This is a genomic window from Absiella sp. AM29-15 (assembly GCF_003434225.1).
GTDB classification, from domain to species: Bacteria; Bacillota_I; Bacilli_A; order Erysipelotrichales; family Erysipelotrichaceae; genus Hoskinsella; species Hoskinsella hominis.
On the sequence record NZ_QVFL01000003.1, the window covers coordinates 58612 to 80949 of the forward strand.

A 22338-nucleotide genomic window follows, 5' to 3' on the forward strand; every position below is an offset into this window, starting at 1 on the left:
AAGTGTACATGGGCTGCAAAAAAATTAAAAAATAAAAAGTTTTTGCACTTCAGTGCATAAACTTGTGTTTTTAATGAGTTTATGCTATATTCATGTTAGGAGGAATGCTCAATGATAGATACTCATAACCTAAAAAAAAGAGATTTATATTTGAATAAAATGATTGCTTTTCAAGATAGTGAACCTGTAAAGGTTGTTACCGGAATGCGCAGATCTGGGAAGAGCAGTCTACTAAAGTTAATGGCAAATCATTTAAAGGAAAGTGGGATTGCGGATGAACAAATTCTTGAAATGAACTTTGAATCCTATGCTTTTAAAAATATGAATAGCGACTCATTATATGATTATGTAAAGCAACATGTTGTTTCAGGTAAAAGAATGTATTTGTTTTTTGACGAGGTTCAGCGAGTTTTAAACTGGGAAGATGCGATCAATGCTTTTCGTGTGGATTTTAACTGCGATCTCTATGTAACTGGGTCTAATGCCTATATGTTATCTTCTGAATATGCAACCTATTTATCCGGTAGATATGTGGAAATAAAGATGTTACCTTTGTCATTTTCTGAGTTTTTATACTTTCATGATTTTGAAATAAAAGGAACAAAAAGTGCACTTGGAGGTACACATAAACAGGTGTTTGACAAAAATGGTGAACATTACGATATTCGTGAAGTCTTTGATGCATATATGAGATTTGGTGGTATGCCAGGAATCGCAGATGTTGGGTTGAATCAGGAAAAAGCATTGGTTTTACTTGATGGTATTTACTCAACAGTAGTTATGAGGGATATTCTTGAACGTGAAAATCGTAGAGGGCAAAAACGTATTACAGACCCAATTCTTTTAAAAAAGATTGTCATGTTTCTTGCGGATAATATTGGTAGTAATATATCTGTGTCTTCTATCGGCAATACGTTAGTGAATGAAGGTTTACTTGAAGATGGAAAGCATAAAGGAACACCTAGTGCACATACTGTGCAAGCTTATGTGAATGCACTTCTAGAATCGTATTTCTTTTATGAAATCAAAAGATTTGATATTAAAGGAAAAGAATTCCTTCGCACACTTGGAAAATACTATATTGTTGATATTGGACTTAGAAATTATTTACTTGGATTTAGAAATCGTGATAGTGGCCATGTATTAGAGAATATAGTGTACTTTGAATTACTTCGTCGAGGTTACGATGTATCCATTGGTAAAGTAGATAATACTGAAGTAGATTTTATTGCCACAAAGGCAGATGATAAGATATATATTCAAGTAAGCGAATCTATGATGAGTGAGGATGTTCGCAAAAGAGAACTTGCGCCATTGCAGAGAATCAATGACAATTATGAAAAAATAGTTCTTTCCATGAATACTGGAATGGATTCATCTTATGAAGGAATTAAATCCCTTGATCTTATAGATTGGTTACTTAGCGAAGCTGTAGAAGAAACGTTATGAAACTGAGAATTACAAAATTTCTCAGTTTTTTGTTTGAAAAAAATGGAATATATATTGTGAAATATAATACTATTCGCTATATCTGATGTTTTTTGTGAAATTATGTAAAAGTCTTTAAAAACACTCGTATTGTAAAGATAAATACGATACAATTGCACAGAAAAACAGAGAGGATGTGTGTCTATGTATAGGCATTATTTGAATAGCGATACACCAATAGAATTGTTTAAAATGAGTTGTGGCAGTCCTTATGTGGATAAAACATTAATGATAAGAGATCTGTCAAAAAGGATCAATACAAACAATCGATACATTTGTGTGACAAGACCAAGGCGATTTGGGAAAACAATGATTGCACATATGCTGGCATCTTATTTCGCAAAGGGTTATGAAACTAAAGAATTATTTGAAGGATTAAATATATCCAAAGTGTCAGAATGTGAAAAACAAAGAAATCAACATCAAGTGATGTATATCGCGTTTAATAGAAGCAATCATTATGAGATAAAATCATGCCAACAATACATAGATTATATTACAGAATGTATACAAATAAATTTATGTGAAGCATATCCAGCAATATGTGGTAAAAAATATCTTTCTTTGCGAGATATGTTTCTAGATATAAATGATTCATTTATTTTTGTTGGATCAATTATTCTATAGATCCAGATGAGTAATCATATATTTATCTAATTTTACTGTATCTTTATAATGATTAATGCTTGACAGTATTTAAAACAAATACGAAATATAAGTTTTCAGTATGTAAAGGTAGTATTTTTTATAATTGTATGTTAATATTTTTTTGAAGTTTTGAGGAGGAAAAAGAAGTGGCAGTAAAGAAAAAAAGTAAAATTAGTGCAGATGCAAAATATTCTGCTAAGGTTACAATCATTGTAGCATTATTTAGTTTTGTTGTAGGAGGTACTGGAGGTTCTTTTATAACCTTTCGTCAAAATGAACAGAATATTAATCAAATAACTATTGAAAATAAAAAAGAAATAGAAAATTTAGAAAAAGAAAATGATGCATTGAATAAACAACTTACTGATTTGAGTAAGGGAATTATTGAAAACGAAGAAGGAATAAAGACAGGAGATTTAATGGAAATAGCGGCTCCTTATAATACTGAGACTTATAATATGAAAATACATGATGGATCTAGCGATGAAAGTATTAAGATTGCGGGAACTGATTATTCAAAAGGGATTGTTCTGAGAATGTCATATGATGAAGAGTCATGTGGTTATGCTTTGATTAACTTAAATGCTGCTTATCATAAGTTATCATTTGAATATGGACATATAGATGGTTCATCTACAGGTGAAACAACATTAGCTATAGAAGGTGATGGAAGAGTACTTGATACCGTAAGCTTAAAACATGACGCGGGATTGAAAAAAACCTCAGTAGATGTATCAGGTGTGAAAATATTAAAAATAAGATTAAAATACTCAAAAGATTTTAATAATGGAGAATATGGAATTGTTAATCTTAATATAGAGTAAGTACAATCCTTTAATTTTATTTTGCTACTTGTATATTCAAAGTAAATAGCGTATGCTTAACATGTATCAGGGGATGGCACCCATCAAAACAAACAGCGATACAAAGGATGAACTTATGATAAAGGTAATAGATGTACAAGGTAACTATTTGCATGATACATATGAAAGACGTGCAAAGGGACTTGTGAAAAAAGGCAGAGCATCCTATATAAATGAATGTACAATTTGTATGGGAAGTGCTTCTGGAAAGGAACCCTATATGGAACAGATGACAAAAGAAGAAATGTTAAAAGAAATAGAATTAATGTTAAAGAATCAGGATTACTTTAAAATGGCATTGGATACGATTGAAAAAATACCAACAGATATGGATAAAGAATTGGTAGAACAACGTATCACAGCTGTCATGAATATTGTGAAAGAAAAAGAAACAACCAACCAGAAGTTGATTGATCTTTGGACACAAATGTATCAAGCTTAATGAAGTTGGGGCCATCAAATGATGGCCTTTTCATTATGAAATGGTAGTAAATGATGCCTTTTTAATCTTATTATCACCGGAATGTAAGCGGACACATTGCTTTGAACTACAAAGTGTGATACACTTATGATATATATCAAAGGAGGAGAACCATGAGATTACTTACAAGATCAGATTTTGATGGTTTGGCATGTGCTGTTTTTTTGAAGGAAGCTGGCATTATTGATCATTGGAAGTTCGTGCATCCCAAAGACTTGCAGGATGGCTTAGTGGAAGTCAGTGAAGATGATTGTTTGGCGAACGTTCCATTTGTGGAAGGCTGTGGCCTTTGGTTTGATCACCATTCCAGTGAAGATGAAAGAAACGCATATAAAGGAAAATATATAGGGGAGAGTAGACAAAGTCCTAGTTGTGCACATATTGTCTATGATTATTATGGTGGAAAAGAAAGATTTCCACAATATGATGATTTATTATGGGCAGTAGATAAAGTAGATAGTGCAAATCTTACAATTGATGAAGTCTTACATCCAACAGGATGGATTTTATTAGGCTTTTTAATGGATCCAAGGACTGGCTTGGGACGTTTCCGTAACTTTACCATCAGTAACTATCAGTTAATGGAAAAAATGATTGACTGGTGCAGCACCTACAATATTGATGAAATACTGGCAATGCCAGATACAAAAGAACGTATTGAATTATATTGGGAACAAAATGATAAATTTATTGAAATGGTAAAGGCACATTCCCGTGTAGAAAATAAGATTATCATTTCTGATATGCGTGGTTTAGAAACAATTTATTCTGGGAATAGATTTTTGATTTACAGTTTATATCCAGAAGCAAATATATCTGCCTGGATAGTAAATGGAAAGGGTGGCAAAGGATGCAGTGTCGCTGTTGGCTACAGTGTGCTGAATCGTACATGTAAGATTGATGTGGGAGAATTGATGTTGAAATATGGCGGCGGAGGTCACCATGTGGTTGGTACCTGCCAGTTCTCTGATGAGGTAATGGAAGAAAAATTACCAATCTTATTAGAAGAAATGAAAGAAATGAACAAATAAGAAGCAACCGGAAGTCGCAAATGACAGCCGGTTTTTCTTATCTTACAAATTTGAAAGGTGATTGTAAGTAACATCCATGGAAGAAGGATGACACCTTTATTATAATAATGGTGTGAAATGAGGTGTGAGCGTTTATGAAATTATCAAAACTGGCTTTTGAAAATGTAAAGAAAAGCTATAAAGATTACTTTATCTATTTTTTAACACTGATGTTCTCAGTATGTTTGTTTTATACCTTTAATTCCTTTTCTTCACAGAAAAATATTATGGAATTAAGTGAATCACAGGCTATGTCCTTACAGATGGTTGGATTGTTTATGAATATGTTATCATTCTTTGTGGTATTTGTTTTAGCATTTTTGATTCTATATGCAAATAACTTTCTGATTCGCAGAAGAAAAAAAGAATTTGGAATTTATATGATGCTGGGAATGGAGAAAAGAGATATCTCTAAAATACTGATATATGAAACGTTATTTGTTGGATCATTATCTTTGATTACTGGATTGATATTAGGAATTGGATGTTCTCAGATTCTTGGTATCGTTACCGCAAAAGGTTTTGGGATTACAGTGGATTATCATATCATCTTCTCTTTTGGCGCAATGTTGGCAACGATTCTATCCTTCTCGGCGATTTTCTTTATTTTGATGTTGTTGAATACAAGAGTTATCGCAAAGGTTAAATTGATTGATTTATTGCAGGCAAAGAAGAAAGTAGAAAAAATCAGAATCAATAATCCATTTGTCGCAGTGATTCTGTTAATTATTTCTTTGATTTGTTTAGGTATTGCTTATTGGTTAACAACCTATTCATTAGAAAGTTTTGCGTTGAGTCTGGCTCAGATTATGCTGTTAGGATCCATTGGTACGATTCTATTCTTCGTATCATTGTCTGGTTTCCTGCTTCAGTTCATGAAACTCAGCAAAAAGATTTATTATAAAAAACTAAACATCTATGTATTACGTCAGATCAATGCGAAAATAAATACGACTAGTATTTCTATGGGTGTTGTATGTTTGATGCTGTTATTGAGTATCGGCGCATTATCATGTGGGTTATCCTTAAATGCTTCCATTACAAAAGTATATGAGCAGGCAAGTGCCTATCCTTTTACTTACCATCAGGATGAACCAATATCTGAAGAAGATATGAAGAATTTGTTGATACTATCAGATGTGGATTACTATAATACAGTCACAATATATAAAGATGAGCATACAATAAATGATATTCTGCCATATATTGACAGCCGTGACGCAAAAGATAAAATGTATCGAGATGCAAAAGTTGAATATATTTCTCTAAGTGATTATAACGAAGCCATGCGTTCACAGGGAAAAGAAACGATGATGTTAAAAGATAATGAAGGATTCTTCATTAGTGGGTTTGATGAAATATTATCCTATCTAAATGAAGCAGGGGATAAACATATAGATTATCAGTTGTTTGGACATGATTTGAAGATTTCAAATAAAAAAGAAGATATTACAATTTTAGGAACTAATTTTTCACCGGATGTCATAGTCACAATGGTTGTGCCAGATCAGGTGCTGGCAGGCCAGACTTCACAGGTTCGTTACTGGAATATTGAAGTAGATGATGCGAAACTACAACCATATATTGAAAAAATCGAGAAAAATATGTATACCTATGCTGATGAACATAAGATTGAACACTATCGTTTTTCAGGTACTTCTCAAAAAGAAGTAGAAGATAATGTCATGGGAATCGGTATGTTGTTTACTTATATCGGATTATATTTAGGTATTGTATTTATGATTTCCAGTGCGGCAATATTAGCGTTGCAGCAGTTAAGTGAAGCAGAGGACTCTCGTGCAAATTATGAGATTTTAAGGAAAATAGGAACACCGGAGAAAATGATGAATCGCTCTGTTTTACTACAGATTGGAATCTATTTCTTATTACCAATGGGACTAGCGATTATTCACTCTTTCATTGGTGTACCAGCAGTATCAGGCGCATTTGGCTATATGTTTGGCGTCAGCAGTATGTGGAAATCTAATCTTATGACAGGCGCAATCATTGTGGCAATTTATGGTATATATTTCATCGTTACCTATCATGGATATAAAACTACATTAAGAAGAAAATAAAAGGAAAAGCGATTTGCTTTTCCTTAATGTGTCAGTATTCTTTCTTCCTCGTCATTATCATAACGAAGGATATGAAATAATGCTTTTTGTTCAGTATGATAGCTTTTTGATTCGGATTTTACCGGAGTGTAAATGTAATGACGAATGACAAGATAAGTGATAAATGTACAAATAAGAGAAATTGTCATTGTTAATCCAATATTTACACCAGTAAAGCATAGCTGGAGAGTAAACAAACATAAAGCATATAGCATAAATAACATAATGTACAGCAATACCAGCATGGAACCATCCTTTCTTTTGCACTAACAATCATACGATAAGATAGCGAATAGTTCTAGCTTTTTGGGAAAAAGTAGAAATTGAGATGAAAAACTGTTCATATTGTACAGATTTTGATAGGTATATCCAAAAAAAGAATAGGAATCTTTTTCTAGATTTCTATTCTTTTCTATATTATTCCATTTTTTCAAACATAGCTTTTGGCACGAAACAAACAGGGCAGGTATATGTATCAGGTTCCTTTGTGATGTCGCCTTCATAGATATAACCACAGATACTACATTTATAACGAACACCAGTAGATGCTTCTTTTACTTCTTCTACAGTATCTTCTATCTTTTCAAACATTGCTTTTGGCACAAAGCAAACGGGGCAGGTATATGTATCAGGTTCCTTTGTGATATCACCTTCATAGATATAGCCGCAGATACTACATTTATAACGAACACCAGTAGATGCTTCTTTTACTTCTTCTACAGTATCTTCCATTTTTTCAAACATTGCTTTTGGCACGAAACAAACAGGGCAGGTATATGTATCAGGTTCTTTTGTGATATCGCCTTCATAGATATAACCACAGATACTGCATTTATAACGAACACCTGAAGCGTTGGATGTTTCATTCGTTTCTTTAGATACTTTCTGATAATCCCTACGATAAACATCTGGATTTTCATTTAGATCCTTACGTTCATGATAACTTGTATGTAACAGTTTTTCCGCAAGAGGGCTTAATGGAGCGTCAAAGAATTCTTCATAGATTTGTTTGATTTGTGGATTATCATGAGAGTTTCTTAAAGTGATGGAAGCATCTTTATCATATAGTGCCTGAATTCGTTTTTCACGTATAACATCCATATCTTCACCAGGATGAAGCGGTTGTCCACCACCGCCAATACATCCACCACGACATGTCATAACTTCCACAAAGTCATAATGAGTACCACTTGTTTCCATATGATCAATAAATGCTCTTGCATTATCTGTACCATGTACTACAGCAACACGTAATGGGATGCCATTGATTTCTAAAGAGGCTTCTTTTACACCATTCATACCACGAACAACTTCCAGTTTTAATAAATCATCGCCTGGTTCATTGCCTGTGATAAAGTAATATGCACTACGTAATGCAGCTTCCATAACACCACCAGTGTTTCCAAAGATGATACCGGCACCACTACCTCTTGGCATTAATGTATCATAGTTACTATCTTCTAACTCATCAAATACGATATTCTCTGCTTTCAGCCAGTTTCCTAATTCACGGGTTGTGACTACAAGATCACAATCTTGGAAAGCTTCCATTTCATGATAGTCGCTGGCATCATGGAATTCTTCACGCAGAATTTCAAATTTTTTAGCAGTACAAGGCGTGATAGCCACAATATAAATATCTCTTGGATCAAGGCCTTCTTTTTTCGCAAAATAAGTTTTAATGGTTGGCGCAAACATACTGATTGGAGATTTGCTGGTTGAAATATTTGGAATGTAAGATGGATAATATGTTTCCACAAATTTTACCCATGCAGGACAACAGCTTGTGAATTGAGGCAAAGGCTTGTTGTTTTGGATACGATCAATTAACTCACTGGCTTCTTCCATAATGGTTAAGTCAGCCGCAAAGGTTGTATCAAATACATAGTCAGCACCTAATGCACGTAAAGCCGCAACCATTTTTTCTTCTACATAGCTGCCAGGTTCCATACCAAATTCTTCACCTATTGCGACACGAACACTTGGAGAAGTGATGAATACAGTCTTTTTACCTTGTCGCATGGCATCCTTTGCCTGCATAAAATCCTGACGTTCTTTGATAGCGTGTGTTGGACATACATTCGCACATTGTCCACAATGGATACAAATGGCAGTATCATTTGTCTTTAACAAATCATAGTGCTGCCCAACACTGATCTGCTTTTGACAAACATCTCTGCACTGTCCACATTTAATACATAAACTATCATAGCGAAGTATTGCTGGATTGCCTTTTTCAATTGGTACACGTACATTAACATCTAAATGTTTACTCATGATTTTTCCTCCTAAATTAAGAATAATTCTTAATTTTAGTTTACATGGTATTCCATAATTTGTCAATCTAATTTGTAAAATATTACTATAACTTTCAATTGGAATATATTTAAATGATGCATGAAATCAAAAAAAAGGGTATAATGATGAAGGAACTTCTGGGAGGTTGATGATTTTGTCAAATAACGAGAAAGCAATTGGTGTATTTGATTCAGGATTAGGTGGAATCAGTGTCTTAAGACAGTTAAAACATCAGATGCCAAACGAACACTATATCTATTATGGAGATTCAGCTTTTGCACCTTATGGTGAAAAAAGCAAAGAAGAAATTACCAAGCACTGTTTTGAAATTATGGAGTTTTTCATTCAACATGGTGTAAAGGCAGTTGTGATTGCCTGCAATACGGCAACCAGCGCTTGTGTGAATGATTTAAGGAAAGCTTATCCTGAGTTACCAATTATTGGTATGGAACCAGCTTTAAAGGTCGTGGCAGATGGAAAAAAAGATCATACCATCATCGTCATGGCGACACATTTCACATTAAAAGAAAAGAAATTTCATGATCTCATGGCAAGATACAGCAACGATAATACAATTATTAAACTACCAACTCCAAAATTGGTTGAAATCGTTGAACAAAATAAGTTACAAGATGATGCACTTGTGAATCAGACTCTGCATGAGTATTTGGATCCATATATGAACAAAACCGTTCATAGTATTGTTCTTGGCTGTACCCACTTTGTATTCTATAAAGAAAAAATCAAGCAAATCGTTGGAGAACAGATTCTTGTAGTAGATGGCAATGAGGGAACTGCCAGACATGTGGAAAAGATATTAAAGGATAAAGGCGAACAACGAGATGACATGGATGGAGAAGTAGAAATTTATAATTCATCAAATGAGCCTTATTACTTAGAATTATCAGAAAAATTATTAGAACAGGATTTGAAATAGTTGATTTCAGACCTGTTTTTCTTTAATTTGGAAGAAAAAAGTGATTATAGTTGTCTTTCTTTTGCGAAAAATATATAATAAATGCGTATGAATGGAGGTATTTCAATGAGAGAAAATGCTTGGAAAAAGTATGATGAGAAGCAGTTAGAAGAAATCTTTGCTTATTGCGAAGGATATAAAAAATATATTTCTGACTGTAAAACAGAACGTGAATGTACAACAGAAGGTATCCGTATTGCGGAAAGCTATGGTTATCGCAATTTGGAGGATGTAATTAAAAACAATGAAACACTAAAAGCAGGAGATAAAGTCTATGCAAATAATATGGGCAAAGGTGTGGCATTGTTTTTGATTGGGAAAGAGCCAATGGTAAATGGATTCAATATTTTAGGGGCACATATTGATAGTCCACGTCTTGACTTAAAACAAAATCCTTTATATGAAGATAAAGAATTTGCGATGTTAGATACACACTATTATGGTGGTATCAAAAAATATCAGTGGGTAACTTTACCACTTGCATTACATGGTGTCGTAGTGAAAAAAGATGGTACTGTGATCAATTTGTCAATTGGTGAAGATGAAAATGATCCTGTAGTTGGTATTTCTGATTTACTTGTGCACTTAGCTGGTGATCAGATGCAGAAAAAAGCAACCAATGTAATTGAAGGTGAAGATCTGAATGTTACATTTGGAAGCATGCCTTTGGCAGGTGAAGAAAAAGATGCTGTCAAAGCAAACATCTTAAAAATGTTGAAAGAAAAATATGACTTTGAAGAAGATGATTTTGTATCAGCTGAAATCGAAGTTGTACCTGCAGGTAAAGCAAGAGATTATGGTTTAGATCGCAGTATGATATTGGGATATGGTCACGATGATCGTATCTGTGCTTATACTTCATTAATGGCACAGATGGAATTAGAAAGTGTTGATCGTACTTCTATCTGCTTATTAGTAGATAAAGAAGAAGTTGGAAGCATTGGTGCTACAGGACAACAATCTAAATTCTTCGAAAATACAGTGGCAGAAGTTATGAACTGTGCTGGTGAATACAACGAATTAAATGTACGCAGAGCTTTAAAGAACTCTAAAATGTTATCTAGTGATGTATCTGCGGCATATGATCCAAACTATGCAAGTGTTAATGAAGAAAAGAACGCTGCCTTTATGGGACATGGTTTAGTATTTGCGAAATATACTGGAAGCCGTGGAAAAGGTGGATGTAATGATGCCAACGCAGAATTCATGGCTGAATTAAGAAACATTATGGATAGTGAAAATGTAACATATCAAACAGCTGAACTTGGTAAAGTAGACCAGGGAGGCGGAGGAACTATCGCCTTCATTTTGGCTCAATATAACATGGAAGTTATCGATAGTGGTATCGCATTACATAACATGCATGCACCTTGGGAAGTAGCAAGTAAGATTGATATCTGGGAAGCTACACAAGGTTATAAAGCATTCTTGAAAAAAGCATAATACGATAAAGAGGTTGTCAAAAGATGACCTCTTTTCATTTACATTCTTATAAGGAATAGGTATCATAATGATATAGAATTATAAAGGAGAACACACGATGATCTATATAAGACAGGTAAAACTTAAACATCTACTTGATATCTATCCATATGATCTGCCTTCTTTCAAAGACTTATCACAATTAGATTTCAAAAAGTCTGTGACTTTCTTTTCCGGAGAAAATGGTTCTGGGAAATCTACCCTTTTAGAAGCAATTGCCATTGCATATGGCTTTAATCCAGAAGGCGGCACTAGAAATTTTGATTTTTCCACAGTAGAAACTCACTCAGGACTTTGGCAGGATATCACATTAGTAAAAGGTACTACACGTGCAAAAGACGGGTTCTTTTTACGAGCGGAAAGCTTTTATAATCTTTCTAGTTGCATAGATGATTTAGATACAGATCCTGAAAATATAAGGGGTAGAAAAATCATTGAAAGTTATGGTGGGAGATCTTTACATACAATATCTCATGGGGAAAGCTTTTTAAATCTAATCATTTATCGTTTTGGGGAAAGCAGTTTATATCTTTTGGATGAACCAGAAGCAGCGTTATCGCCAACAGGTCAATTCACCTTATTAAAAAGAATACATGATCTTTCTACCAATGGATATTCTCAATTCATCATTGCAACGCATTCACCAATCTTGTTATCATATCCCTATGGATGCATCTATGAATTTAATGATGATGGTATAGAGGAAAAGTTATATCAGGAAACCTCAAACTATGCGTTATATCATCGTTTTTTAAATGATGCTACTATGGTAGAACGGATTGTATCAAAGGAGGATTAAGTATGCGATATATTGAAAGTGTTCAAATTATGAGGAAAGATATTCCCAATGAAAATATCTATCCATTCAATATAGAAAGTTTAAAGCACATGCGGAACTTGGATTTTGATCATGATATTACACTTTTCTCTGGGGAAAATGGTTCAGGTAAATCTACTCTGATAGAAGCGATAGCGACAGCATATGGATTTAATCCGGAAGGTGGAAATAAAAATATACAGTTTTCCACAAGAAATACACATTCTGATTTATATGAATATATACGCATGAACCGTGGGATACATCATGCAGAGGATGGCTTTTTCTTACGTGCGGAAAGTTTTTATAATATGGCAAGTAAGATTGATGAAATTGGTGGAATCCATCAATATTATGGAGGAAAATCTTTACATAGTGTATCTCATGGAGAAAGCTTTTTAAATCTTGTTTTAAACCGGTTCTGGGGAAATGGATTATATATATTGGATGAACCAGAAGCCGCATTATCGCCAACCGGGCAGTTTACATTGTTGAAAAAAATTTATGATTTGGCTAATCAAGAAAATTCCCAATTCATCATCGCAACACATTCTCCTATCTTACTGGCATGTCCACATGCGAAAATCTATGAATTTGATGAAGAAGGAATCCATGAAAAAAGTTATCGTGACACAATGAACTTTGCATTATATCATCGTTTTCTGAATGATTCTGCAATGATACAACGTATTTTAGAAGAAGATGAATGAAAATGGTAAATTTTACTAAATAAAAACTAAAATGTATGTTATAATTTAGCTGAAAGGTGGGCGATGGTATGAAAGTGACAGTACATGATATTGCTGTGAAAGCTGGCGTATCTGATGGCTCTGTATCAAATGCATTAAACAATCGTAAGGGCATCAGTGATGAAAAGCGTGAACAGATATTGAAAGTCGCAAGAGAAATGGGGTATTTTAAAAAATCTATAAAAGATAATAAAGCCCTTCGCTTTGTGGTATTAAATAAAACAAAACATGTCATTGGGGATACACCGTTTTTCTCAGAATTAATCAGAGGAATCGAAACAGAAAGCAGTGCTTTAGGCTTTGATTTATTAGTTTCTCATATTACAGTAGATGAAGATAAAAGTGTAGATATCGATGATGTTTTAAAACAAGATTTAGTAGATGGTATCTTGTTATTAGGTACGGAAATGAATTATGAGGATTTAATGGCATTTGAAGCATTAAGTATTCCTATTGTGGTTGTGGATACCGTGTTTAGAACGCAGAAGTTTGATTTTGTGGCAATTAACAATATCGATGGCACATATGAAATCGTATCTCATCTGATAAAACATGGACATAAAAACATAGGCTTAATCAATTCAGCTTATCAAATTAATAATTTCCGTGAACGTAAACATGGATATGAACAAGCGATGAGTGATCATCAATTGGCATGTTATCCACAGAATGAAGCATTGGTGGAACCTAGTCTTGACGGTGCATATGCGGATATGAAAGAATATTTGAAAAGTTTTCTTCAAGAAGGAGAACCTTTACCAACCGCTTATTTCGCGGTAAATGATAATATAGCACTAGGTGCTATGAAAGCCTTTAAAGAGTTTGGCTTAGATGTATCCATTGTAGGTTTTGATGATCTTCCATTATGCGGTTATTGTGACCCACCACTTACGACCGTACAGGTAGATAAGATTAATTTAGGAAGCAAGGCTGTACAACGATTAGTATCCAAAATAACGGAAAAAGATCATAGTAAACTTCAGATATTAGTCGGCACCAAGCTAGTAGAAAGAGAAAGTGTAAAACGGATAGCATAATATATTACATAGGATATAAAGAAATTCCATTGGTGAATAACTGGTGGGATTTTTTTTTGCACAATAACTAAAATTTATATAAATATTTATTTAGTAAATATTTAGCAAATAAATAAATAAATTTAGCTAAAAGTATTGATTTTGTGTTTTTGTTGTATTATACTATCAGTGTAAGGAAGGGGTTACATGAGAGGGCGCGCATAATGTAACTTCATTACAATAGGAGGAAATTTCAAAAATGAAAAAGGATCAAATGATGGAAAAAGTAATGAGCTTTGCGATGAAAGTTCAACAAAACAAATATCTATCAGCAATTTCAACAGGTTTAATGGGGACACTGCCAATTTTGATGATTGGGTCAATTGCTTTATTGCTGGCAGTATTACCAATTGACGCTTATAAAGAGTTTATTACGAATATTGGATTAAGAAGCTTCTTAATGCTTACTTCTACATTAACAACAAGTATTATCGCATTATATTCTTCATTTGCGATTGCATATCGCCTTGCGGAAAAGTTTAAAGTAGAACCAATGATTCCAGGTGTTTTAGCAGTATTGTGTTTCTTTATGATTACACCAATGGTATCTGCGGAAGTAAATGGTGTAGCTGGAAGCTATTTAGATACAAATATGCTTGGCGCAAAAGGTTTGTTTACCGCAATGATTGTTTCTTTAATTTCTTGTCGTCTATATTGTTACTTTATGGAAGGCAAAAAACTGACAATTAAAATGCCTGCTGGAGTACCACCAGTAATTGCTAACTCATTTGCTGGGTTGTTACCTGCCATCGTGGTTGCTATCTTATTCATGTTAGTTGCATGGGGATTCAGCTTTACTTCTTATGGATCAATGGCACAGTTTATTTATTCTGTAATCTCAATGCCTTTAGAGCATTTATCAAGCAGTATGTGGTCTATGGTATTTATCGTATTTATCCAGATGATTTTATGGTTCTTTGGTTTACATGGATCTTTGGTTGTACAAAGCTTTATCACTGCATTATATCTGCCAATGGACACTGCAAATATGGATGCTTTAGCAGCTGGTGTTACAAATTCTGAATTACCAAATATTTTAGGTAAAACCTTCTATAGCTGCTTTGCTGGTATTGGTGGTGCAGGTGGTACCTTATCACTTGTTATCCTTATGTTCATCATGTCAAAAAGTAAGAAAAATAAAGCACTTGCAAATTTAGCAATTGTACCTGGATGCTTTACAATTAATGAACCAATTGTATTTGGTTATCCATTGATTTTAAATCCGATTATGGCAATTCCATTTATCACAGTACCTTTGATTCAGGTGATTGTTGCATATGCTTCTATCGCTGTGGGTATCTGTCCAAGATTAAGTGGTGTTCAGGTTCCATTTGGTATGCCTGTTGTAGTAGGTGGTTTCATTGCTGGTGGATGGAAAATTGCTGTATTACAGGTAGTACTGGTATTGATTGGTATTGCAATATATTATCCATTCTTCAAGATTTCAGATAAACAAGCTGTTGCACAGGAAATGGGAGAAATCAGTACAGAAGAATAATCATTCATTACGTGAAGGAAAGGATTGACATATGAATAAAACAGAGCTGGTAAAAAACGCAGTAACATTACGTAAACAGATTGTAGATGTATGTTATCGCAGTAAAGCAGGACATGTCGGTGGCAGTTTATCTGGCATCGACATCCTGAATGTCTTATATAATCATGAGATGAATATTGATCCAAAAGAGCCAAAGAAAGATGATCGTGATCGTTTCATTTTAAGTAAAGGTCATATCGCTGAAGCATTGTTTGTGACACTTTCTAATCGTGGATTCTTCGATGCATCAGAGCTGGAAACGTTCTCTTGTGCGGGATCTAAATATATTGGACATCCCAATAATAAAATCAATGGTGTAGAAATGAATACCGGTGCATTGGGACATGGATTGGCGCTTGGTGTTGGTATGGCGATTGCCGCAAAGATGGATCATAAAGATTATCGTACGTATGTCATGATGGGTGATGGAGAACAGGCAGAAGGCAGTATCTGGGAAGCTGCTATGGCTGCATCTCATTACAATTTAGATAATCTGGTTGCGATATTAGATCGAAATGGTCTACAGATTTCAGGAACAACAGAAGATGTGATGTCATTGAAAGATATCAAAGCGAAATGGACTGGTTTTGGCTTTGAAGTTATTGAAATCAATGGAAATGATTATGATGAAATTTTAGATGCTTTTGATAAAGCGAAAACAATCAAAGGAAAACCAACCCTGATTCTTGCGCATACGATTAAAGGTAAAGGTGTTTCTTTTATGGAAAATGAAGTCGCATGGCATCATGGGGTATTAAATAATGAACAATATCATCAGGCGATGAGCGAGCTGGGAGGTGCTATCTAATGGGAAAGATGGCGAATCGTGCAGTTATTTGTGAGTGTTTATTAGAAGAAGCAAAACAAGATCAGGATATTTGTGTTGTCGTAAGTGATTCCAGAGGAAGTGCTTCCTTAACACCTTTCACAAAGGCATATCCTGAAAGAACAATAGAAGTTGGTATTGCGGAACAAGATTTGGTTGGCATCAGTGCAGGACTTGCAAGTGCTGGGAAAAAGCCTTATGCGGCAAGTCCGGCAAGTTTTCTAACAATGAGAAGTATTGAACAGGTCAAAGTAGATGTTGCTTATTCTAATGCGAATGTGAAATTGATTGGCATCAGTGCTGGTGTTAGTTATGGGGCATTGGGTATGACACATCATTCTTTACAGGATTTAGCGGTATTGACCGCAATTCCTAATATGCAGATCATTGTACCTGCGGATCAATATGAAACACGTAAAATGATGGCTGCTTTACAGAATGATACACATCCTACCTATATTCGTGTAAGCCGTAATCCGGTAGAAGATGTACATGAAAATGAAAATTTTGATTATGAAATAGGAAAAGCGATTACTTTGCGTGAAGGAGATGATCTTGCGATTGTGGCATGCGGGGATATGGTATCGATTGCATGTCATGCCAGTGATGAGTTGCAGAAACAAGGCATTCACGCACGTGTGATCAATATGCATACCATCAAACCATTTGATGAAGAAGCTATCATAGATGCCGCAAAAAATACAAAAGGCATCATCACAATGGAAGAACACAGTGTTTATGGCGGCTTAGGTGCTATGGTTTGTGAGTGTGTTGCGCAAAATCATCCAACCAAGGTGCGTGTGCTGGCATTCCCTGATGAAATCACAACATCAGGAACTGCTCAGGAATTATTTGATTACTATGGACTTTCTGTGGAAAACGTTGTGAAAGTCGCAAATGAAATGTTATGAAAACCTATGTGATCAGTATTGATCAAAGCACTACGAGCACCAAAGTGTTTTTGATGGATACGAAAGGAAATATCATAAAGGAAACGGCAAAAAAACATAAACAGATCTATCCGGAAAATGGATGGGTGGAGCATGATGCAATGGAAATCTATCAGAATATGATGGATTGCCTGCATCAGATACTTCATACGATTGATCAAGAGGATGAAGTACTAGGAATCTGTTTGACGAATCAAAGGGAAACCACTGTCATTTGGGATACGGACAGTGGTTTGCCACTATACCATGCGATTGTATGGCAATGTCGTCGTACAATACCCATTTGTGAATCATTGAAAGCATATGAAACAATTGTGGAAGAAAAGACAGGATTAAAAATAGATCCATATTTTTCTGCGACAAAGCTGAAATGGTTATTAAATCATGTGGATACACCAATAGAAAAGATTATGGCAGGCACGATGGACAGTTGGCTGTTATATAAACTATGTGGGAAACATGTTTGTGATCATACCAATGCCAGCAGGACATTGCTTTATCATTTAAAGGATAAAAAATGGGATGATGAATTGTTAAAGATATTTGATATACCAAAGTGTATCCTGCCAGAAATCGTTTATAGTGATGGCGATTTTGGAAGTGTGGAAATCGATGGCAGAGTGATTCCGATATTAAGTGTGATTGGCGATAGTCAAAGCGCTTTGTATGCACATCAGGCTTTTAAGCTGGGAGATGTGAAAGTGACGATGGGTACTGGCAGCAGTGTGATGATGAATCTTGGAAAACAATTACCAGAACATCATGGCGGTGTTGTTGGGGCACTAGCTTATCACACGACAAAGAAAGATGCGTATGCTGGGGAAGCAATCATCAATGCCAGTGCAGATACATTAAACTGGTTGCGAGATGATCTTGGTTTATATGAGAAGGATCAAATGTTAAATGATATATCTATGAATGCACATGGTGTTTATCTGGTACCGGCTTTTGTGGGATTGGGTATTCCTTATTGGATGTCACGTGCGAAAGCATGTATTTCAGGTATTTCCAGAAATACAACCAAAACAGATATCGTTGTGGCAGGAATGCAATCAATTGCTTATCAGATTTATGATGCGATTTGTGCATTGGAAGAGAATGCGGATATATCCGCAACTAGAATCAGTGCGGATGGTGGGGCTTCTAAAAATCCGGCTTTGATGCAGTTTTTAGCGGATATCTGTGATAAAGATATCATCACATACAAACAAAGTGCTTTTTCAGCTTTTGGGGTTTATCTGCTGGGACTACAGAAGCTGGGATATGCTTGTGATGACTTACAAAAGATTGATCAAATTTATCATCCAAAGATGGATAAAGAAACCCGTATGCGATACATTGAAGGCTGGAAACAGGCAGTAGATGTTGTGGTATATGATGCGGATAAAAGAGGTGCGCTATGATAAATGAAAGAATAAAAATCAATGATACAGCATATATGGATACATATTTGCTACATAATTCAAAAGAATATAATGTTGGAAAAAAACGCCCTTTGGTCATTGTATGTCCAGGGGGTGGCTATGCGTTTACTTCAGATCGTGAAGCAGAACCGATTGCCTTAAAGTTCAACAGTATTGGCATGCATGCAGTTGTTTTATGGTATACCGTATATGACCAGGTAAAAAATGTGCCAAAAAATGCTCTTGTGGAGGCGGCAGCATGTGTGAAATACGTAAGAGAACATAGTGAAGAATGGCTGGTGGATCATGATCAGATCATTATTTGTGGCTTCTCTGCAGGTGGACATTTGGCGTTATCATTGGCAGTAAAATGGAGCCAGTCATGGTTATGTGAAGCTTTACATACGACAAGTGAGCAGTTGAAGGTAAATCTTTGTATACTGGGATACCCGGCAACAATGGTGGAAAAGGTATTTAATGAAGATGATTTTGGCTTTGCCAGCTCTCTAATCAAAGAGCCAAATACGGCCAATGAGCGATTCTTTGGGGTAAAACGACCAACAGAAAAAGAACTAGATGAGTATAATTTATTGAATTTTGTGAGCGAAGATACACCGCCGATGTTTGTATGGCATACTTATGAAGATGTATTGGTTGATGTCAATAATTCTTTAATGCTAGGAATGAAACTTAGAGAACATCATGTGCCATTTGAATTGCATATTTTTGAAAAAGGAGAACATGGATTAGCTTTGTGTGATCGCACAACCGCAAGAAAAGCAAGTCATCATAATGATCATGTGATTCATTGGTTTGACTTATGTGAAGAATGGATGCGGGCATATATAGATAAGGATGGTGGATGGAAATGGATGTAAAGTTAGGTGTCATTTGCACAAGACGTGAAATTTTCAGTAAAGAAGATGCGTTGCATTATAAACAAATGATTTTAGATAAACTAACAGAAATGAAGATAAACTATGTTGATATTGAGGATATCAATGAAGAAGGTCTGTTGTTTGATGAACAGGATGTAGAAGCAATTGTGGATAAAATGCAGAAGGCAAAAATTGATGCATTGTTTTTCCCACATTGCAACTTTGGGACAGAAGATCTAGTCGCAAAAGTGGCACGTCGTTTCAATCTTCCTATACTATTATGGGGACCAAGAGATGAGGCGCCACTTGCGGATGGATCACGTTTAAGAGATTCTCAATGTGGCTTGTTTGCGACAGGAAAGATCTTACGCAGATTTCAACGCAGGTTTACATATTTGACGATGTGTCGAATAGATGATTCACAGTTTTCTGATGGTATCATGCGCTTTTTAGCTACTGCTAATATTGTTAAACAGGTAAAACAGGCAACCATCTTACAAATTGCGACACGTCCGGCAGGCTTTTGGACCATGATGGTCAATGAAGGGGAACTGCTAGAAAAATTTGATATTCGTATCCATCCAGTTACATTGGCAGAAGTAAAGATGGAAATGAATCATATCAAGGAACAAAGAAGTGAAGATATTGATGCATTAGAAAAGTATATTTATGATATCATGAAGGTAGAAGTGAAAAAGGAGGATGTTCGCAATACAGCAGCCTTAAAACTTGCGATAGAAACATTAGCAAAACGCTATGGATGCCGTGCAGCAGCGATACAGTGCTGGAATGCCATGCAGGATGATTTAGGGCTGTTCCCATGTGTCGCCAATGCATTATTAGCGGATGAAGGTTTCCCTGTCACTTGTGAAACAGATATTCATGGTGCGATTACATCTATTATCGCAAATGCCGCAAGTTTATCAAATAAAAAAAGCTTCTTCGCAGATTGGACAGTACCACATCCAACCAATGAAAATGGAGAATTGTTACAGCATTGTGGACCATGGGCACCATCCCTGATGAAAGAAAAGCCAACCTTTGGCTCACCATTTGCGTTCCATCATTCCCATCCGGGAGCATTACATGGAGAAATCATTGGAGGAGATATGAGTATCCTGCGCTTTGATGGTGATAATGGGGAATATCAACTGTTGATGGGTCATGCAAAAGGAATTGAAGGACCATTCAATCAGGGAACCTATGTGTGGATTGAAGTAGAAAATTTAAAACAGTTAGAAGAAAAACTGGTATGTGGACCATATGTACATCATTGTGTAGGTATTCATGAAGATGTATTGCCACAGGTATATGAAGCTTGTAAGTATCTGAATGGCTTACAGGCTGATGTATATGATTCAAGTGAAGAAAGAATCAAGTCAATCATAAGAGGTGAATAAACGATGTTAAGAATCAGTGAAAACAAACGAACATTTGAAAAAGACGGAAAACCATTCTTTTATCTGGCAGATACCTGCTGGAGTGCTTTTACAAATATCAGTGATGAAGAATGGACATATTATTTAAAACGTCGAAAACAGCAGGGCTTTAATACGATTCAAATCAATATCCTGCCACAATGGGATGCCAGTGAAACACCATACCATTACTATCCTTTACCTACAGAAGATAAAAAGACTTTTGCGTTTACCACATGGAATCAAGCATATTTTACACGTGCAAGAGCAATGTGTGAACAGGCGAAACAACAGGGATTTGAATTAGCACTTGTGGTATTATGGTGTAATTATGTTCCAGATACATGGGCAAATCGTATGAATGATGCCAATACCATGCCGTATGATTTCATTGATTCTTATATTGATATCGTACATGATACCTTCTCTGATTTACATCCAATGTATATCATCAGTGGAGATAGTGATTTTCCAAGTGAACAATGTATTTCTTATTATCGTAAAGCTTTTACATTACTTAAGGAAAAAGCCAAAGATTGCTTGTTCTCTATGCATATCAAAGGACGTTTTTCAAAGATTCCCGCATGCTTTATTGATCTGATGGACTTTTATATGTATCAATCCGGACATAATGCATTGCCTGAAAATAAAGGAATGCCATATCAGCTGGCACAGATCTTCTATCATGAATATCCAATAAAACCGATTTTCAACAGTGAACCATGTTACGAACAGATGGGAAGCTCTGGAGGACTTTATGGTAGATGGTCACAATACGATGTAAGAAAAGCGGCATGGCAAAGTATTTTATCCGGTGCCTGTGCTGGCATTACGTATGGTGCGGCAGGGATCTATTCCTGGCATAAAACTGGCGCAAAATTTGGAACTGGTACAGGAGAGGGATTTGCGACACCAAAACCATGGAATGAAGCAATTCAGTTTCCTGGTGCATGGGATTATGGCTTTATTTCCCATATCCTGCATAGCTTAAAAATCAATGAACTGATACCATGTGAGCTTCTTACAAAACAAAATGAAGAGATTCGTTGCGCAAAAACAACAGATGAAGCATGTTTCTTAATCTATTTACCTAGCAATATTGCACTTCGTATCAACTTAGATTTACAGGATAAAGAAGTATATATCCTAGATATGAAGCATAAAAATATCACGATTCCTGAGGTATGTATTGAGAAAGGACAAAGTGTGATTGAAATGCATCCATTCGATGAAGATGCACTGATAATCATACAGGGATAAT

The 22338-nt window shown here is 35.3% G+C and carries 20 protein-coding genes; 18 read left to right on the forward strand and 2 right to left on the reverse strand.

Going from position 1 to position 22338, the window contains the following annotated elements; translation table 11 throughout:
- Positions 1-111: 111 nt before the first annotated feature.
- The 6 genes from DW761_RS04100 to DW761_RS04125 all read left to right on the forward strand — a co-directional run bounded on the left by DW761_RS04100 (position 112) and on the right by DW761_RS04125 (position 6628).
- Complete coding sequence (locus tag DW761_RS04100; protein ID WP_117516496.1) at positions 112-1449, forward strand: ATP-binding protein; 1338 nt, start codon at positions 112-114, stop codon at positions 1447-1449.
- Between the two features lie 183 nt (positions 1450-1632).
- The gene (locus DW761_RS04105; RefSeq protein ID WP_117516497.1) at positions 1633-2115 is read left to right on the forward strand and encodes an AAA family ATPase; all 483 of its coding nucleotides are present in this window, start codon (positions 1633-1635) and stop codon (positions 2113-2115) included.
- Between the two features lie 167 nt (positions 2116-2282).
- Positions 2283-2960 carry an NPCBM/NEW2 domain-containing protein gene (locus tag DW761_RS04110; RefSeq protein WP_117516498.1) on the forward strand — a complete coding sequence of 226 codons (678 nt, stop codon included), beginning with the start codon at positions 2283-2285 and terminating at the stop codon, positions 2958-2960.
- A gap of 73 nt (positions 2961-3033) precedes the next feature.
- Entirely contained in the window at positions 3034-3441 is a 408-nt protein-coding gene (locus DW761_RS04115) for a hypothetical protein (protein WP_233513019.1), read from the forward strand.
- A 152-nt stretch (positions 3442-3593) separates the two neighbouring features.
- Positions 3594-4511, forward strand: a complete 918-nt coding sequence (locus tag DW761_RS04120) for an exopolyphosphatase (RefSeq protein WP_117454175.1) — start codon at positions 3594-3596, stop codon at positions 4509-4511.
- Positions 4512-4645: 134 nt separating this feature from the next.
- Positions 4646-6628 (forward strand): ABC transporter permease, encoded by a 1983-nt coding sequence (locus DW761_RS04125; protein ID WP_117516499.1) that lies wholly within the window; start codon positions 4646-4648, stop codon positions 6626-6628.
- Between the two features lie 23 nt (positions 6629-6651).
- Here DW761_RS04125 and DW761_RS04130 read toward each other — a convergent pair whose 3' ends face one another.
- Positions 6652-6912, reverse strand: a complete 261-nt coding sequence (locus DW761_RS04130) for a hypothetical protein (RefSeq protein WP_117454177.1) — start codon at positions 6910-6912, stop codon at positions 6652-6654.
- A gap of 172 nt (positions 6913-7084) precedes the next feature.
- Entirely contained in the window at positions 7085-8944 is a 1860-nt protein-coding gene (locus DW761_RS04135) for a [FeFe] hydrogenase, group A (RefSeq protein WP_117516500.1), read from the reverse strand.
- Between the two features lie 169 nt (positions 8945-9113).
- Here DW761_RS04135 and murI point away from each other — a divergent pair, with 169 nt between their 5' ends.
- The 12 genes from murI (at position 9114) to DW761_RS04195 (ending at position 22337) form a co-directional block, all read left to right on the forward strand.
- Positions 9114-9902 (forward strand): glutamate racemase, encoded by a 789-nt coding sequence (murI, locus tag DW761_RS04140; protein ID WP_117516501.1) that lies wholly within the window; start codon positions 9114-9116, stop codon positions 9900-9902.
- Positions 9903-10007: 105 nt separating this feature from the next.
- Positions 10008-11384: an aminopeptidase gene (locus DW761_RS04145; protein ID WP_117516502.1), complete on the forward strand. Its 1377-nt coding sequence runs from the start codon at positions 10008-10010 to the stop codon at positions 11382-11384.
- A gap of 97 nt (positions 11385-11481) precedes the next feature.
- Complete coding sequence (locus tag DW761_RS04150) at positions 11482-12222, forward strand: AAA family ATPase (protein WP_117516503.1); 741 nt, start codon at positions 11482-11484, stop codon at positions 12220-12222.
- 2 nt (positions 12223-12224) lie between these two features.
- Complete coding sequence (locus tag DW761_RS04155) at positions 12225-12950, forward strand: AAA family ATPase (protein WP_117516504.1); 726 nt, start codon at positions 12225-12227, stop codon at positions 12948-12950.
- Between the two features lie 68 nt (positions 12951-13018).
- Complete coding sequence (locus tag DW761_RS04160; protein WP_117516505.1) at positions 13019-14026, forward strand: LacI family DNA-binding transcriptional regulator; 1008 nt, start codon at positions 13019-13021, stop codon at positions 14024-14026.
- A gap of 238 nt (positions 14027-14264) precedes the next feature.
- Positions 14265-15563: a PTS sugar transporter subunit IIC gene (locus tag DW761_RS04165; RefSeq protein ID WP_117454184.1), complete on the forward strand. Its 1299-nt coding sequence runs from the start codon at positions 14265-14267 to the stop codon at positions 15561-15563.
- A 31-nt stretch (positions 15564-15594) separates the two neighbouring features.
- Positions 15595-16410, forward strand: a complete 816-nt coding sequence (locus DW761_RS04170; protein ID WP_117516506.1) for a transketolase — start codon at positions 15595-15597, stop codon at positions 16408-16410.
- Positions 16410-17339 (forward strand): transketolase family protein, encoded by a 930-nt coding sequence (locus tag DW761_RS04175; protein ID WP_117516507.1) that lies wholly within the window; start codon positions 16410-16412, stop codon positions 17337-17339. The genes DW761_RS04170 and DW761_RS04175 overlap by 1 nt, the downstream gene beginning before the upstream one ends.
- Positions 17336-18781 carry an FGGY-family carbohydrate kinase gene (locus tag DW761_RS04180; protein ID WP_117516508.1) on the forward strand — a complete coding sequence of 482 codons (1446 nt, stop codon included), beginning with the start codon at positions 17336-17338 and terminating at the stop codon, positions 18779-18781. The genes DW761_RS04175 and DW761_RS04180 overlap by 4 nt, the downstream gene beginning before the upstream one ends.
- A complete protein-coding gene (locus DW761_RS04185; RefSeq protein ID WP_117516509.1) occupies positions 18778-19659 on the forward strand; it encodes an alpha/beta hydrolase in 882 nt (293 codons plus the stop codon). Before DW761_RS04180 ends, DW761_RS04185 begins: the two co-directional genes overlap by 4 nt.
- Positions 19650-21059: an L-fucose/L-arabinose isomerase family protein gene (locus DW761_RS04190; protein ID WP_199485588.1), complete on the forward strand. Its 1410-nt coding sequence runs from the start codon at positions 19650-19652 to the stop codon at positions 21057-21059. Before DW761_RS04185 ends, DW761_RS04190 begins: the two co-directional genes overlap by 10 nt.
- Positions 21060-21062: 3 nt before the next feature.
- A complete protein-coding gene (locus DW761_RS04195; RefSeq protein ID WP_117516511.1) occupies positions 21063-22337 on the forward strand; it encodes a DUF4038 domain-containing protein in 1275 nt (424 codons plus the stop codon).
- Position 22338 lies beyond the last annotated feature (1 nt).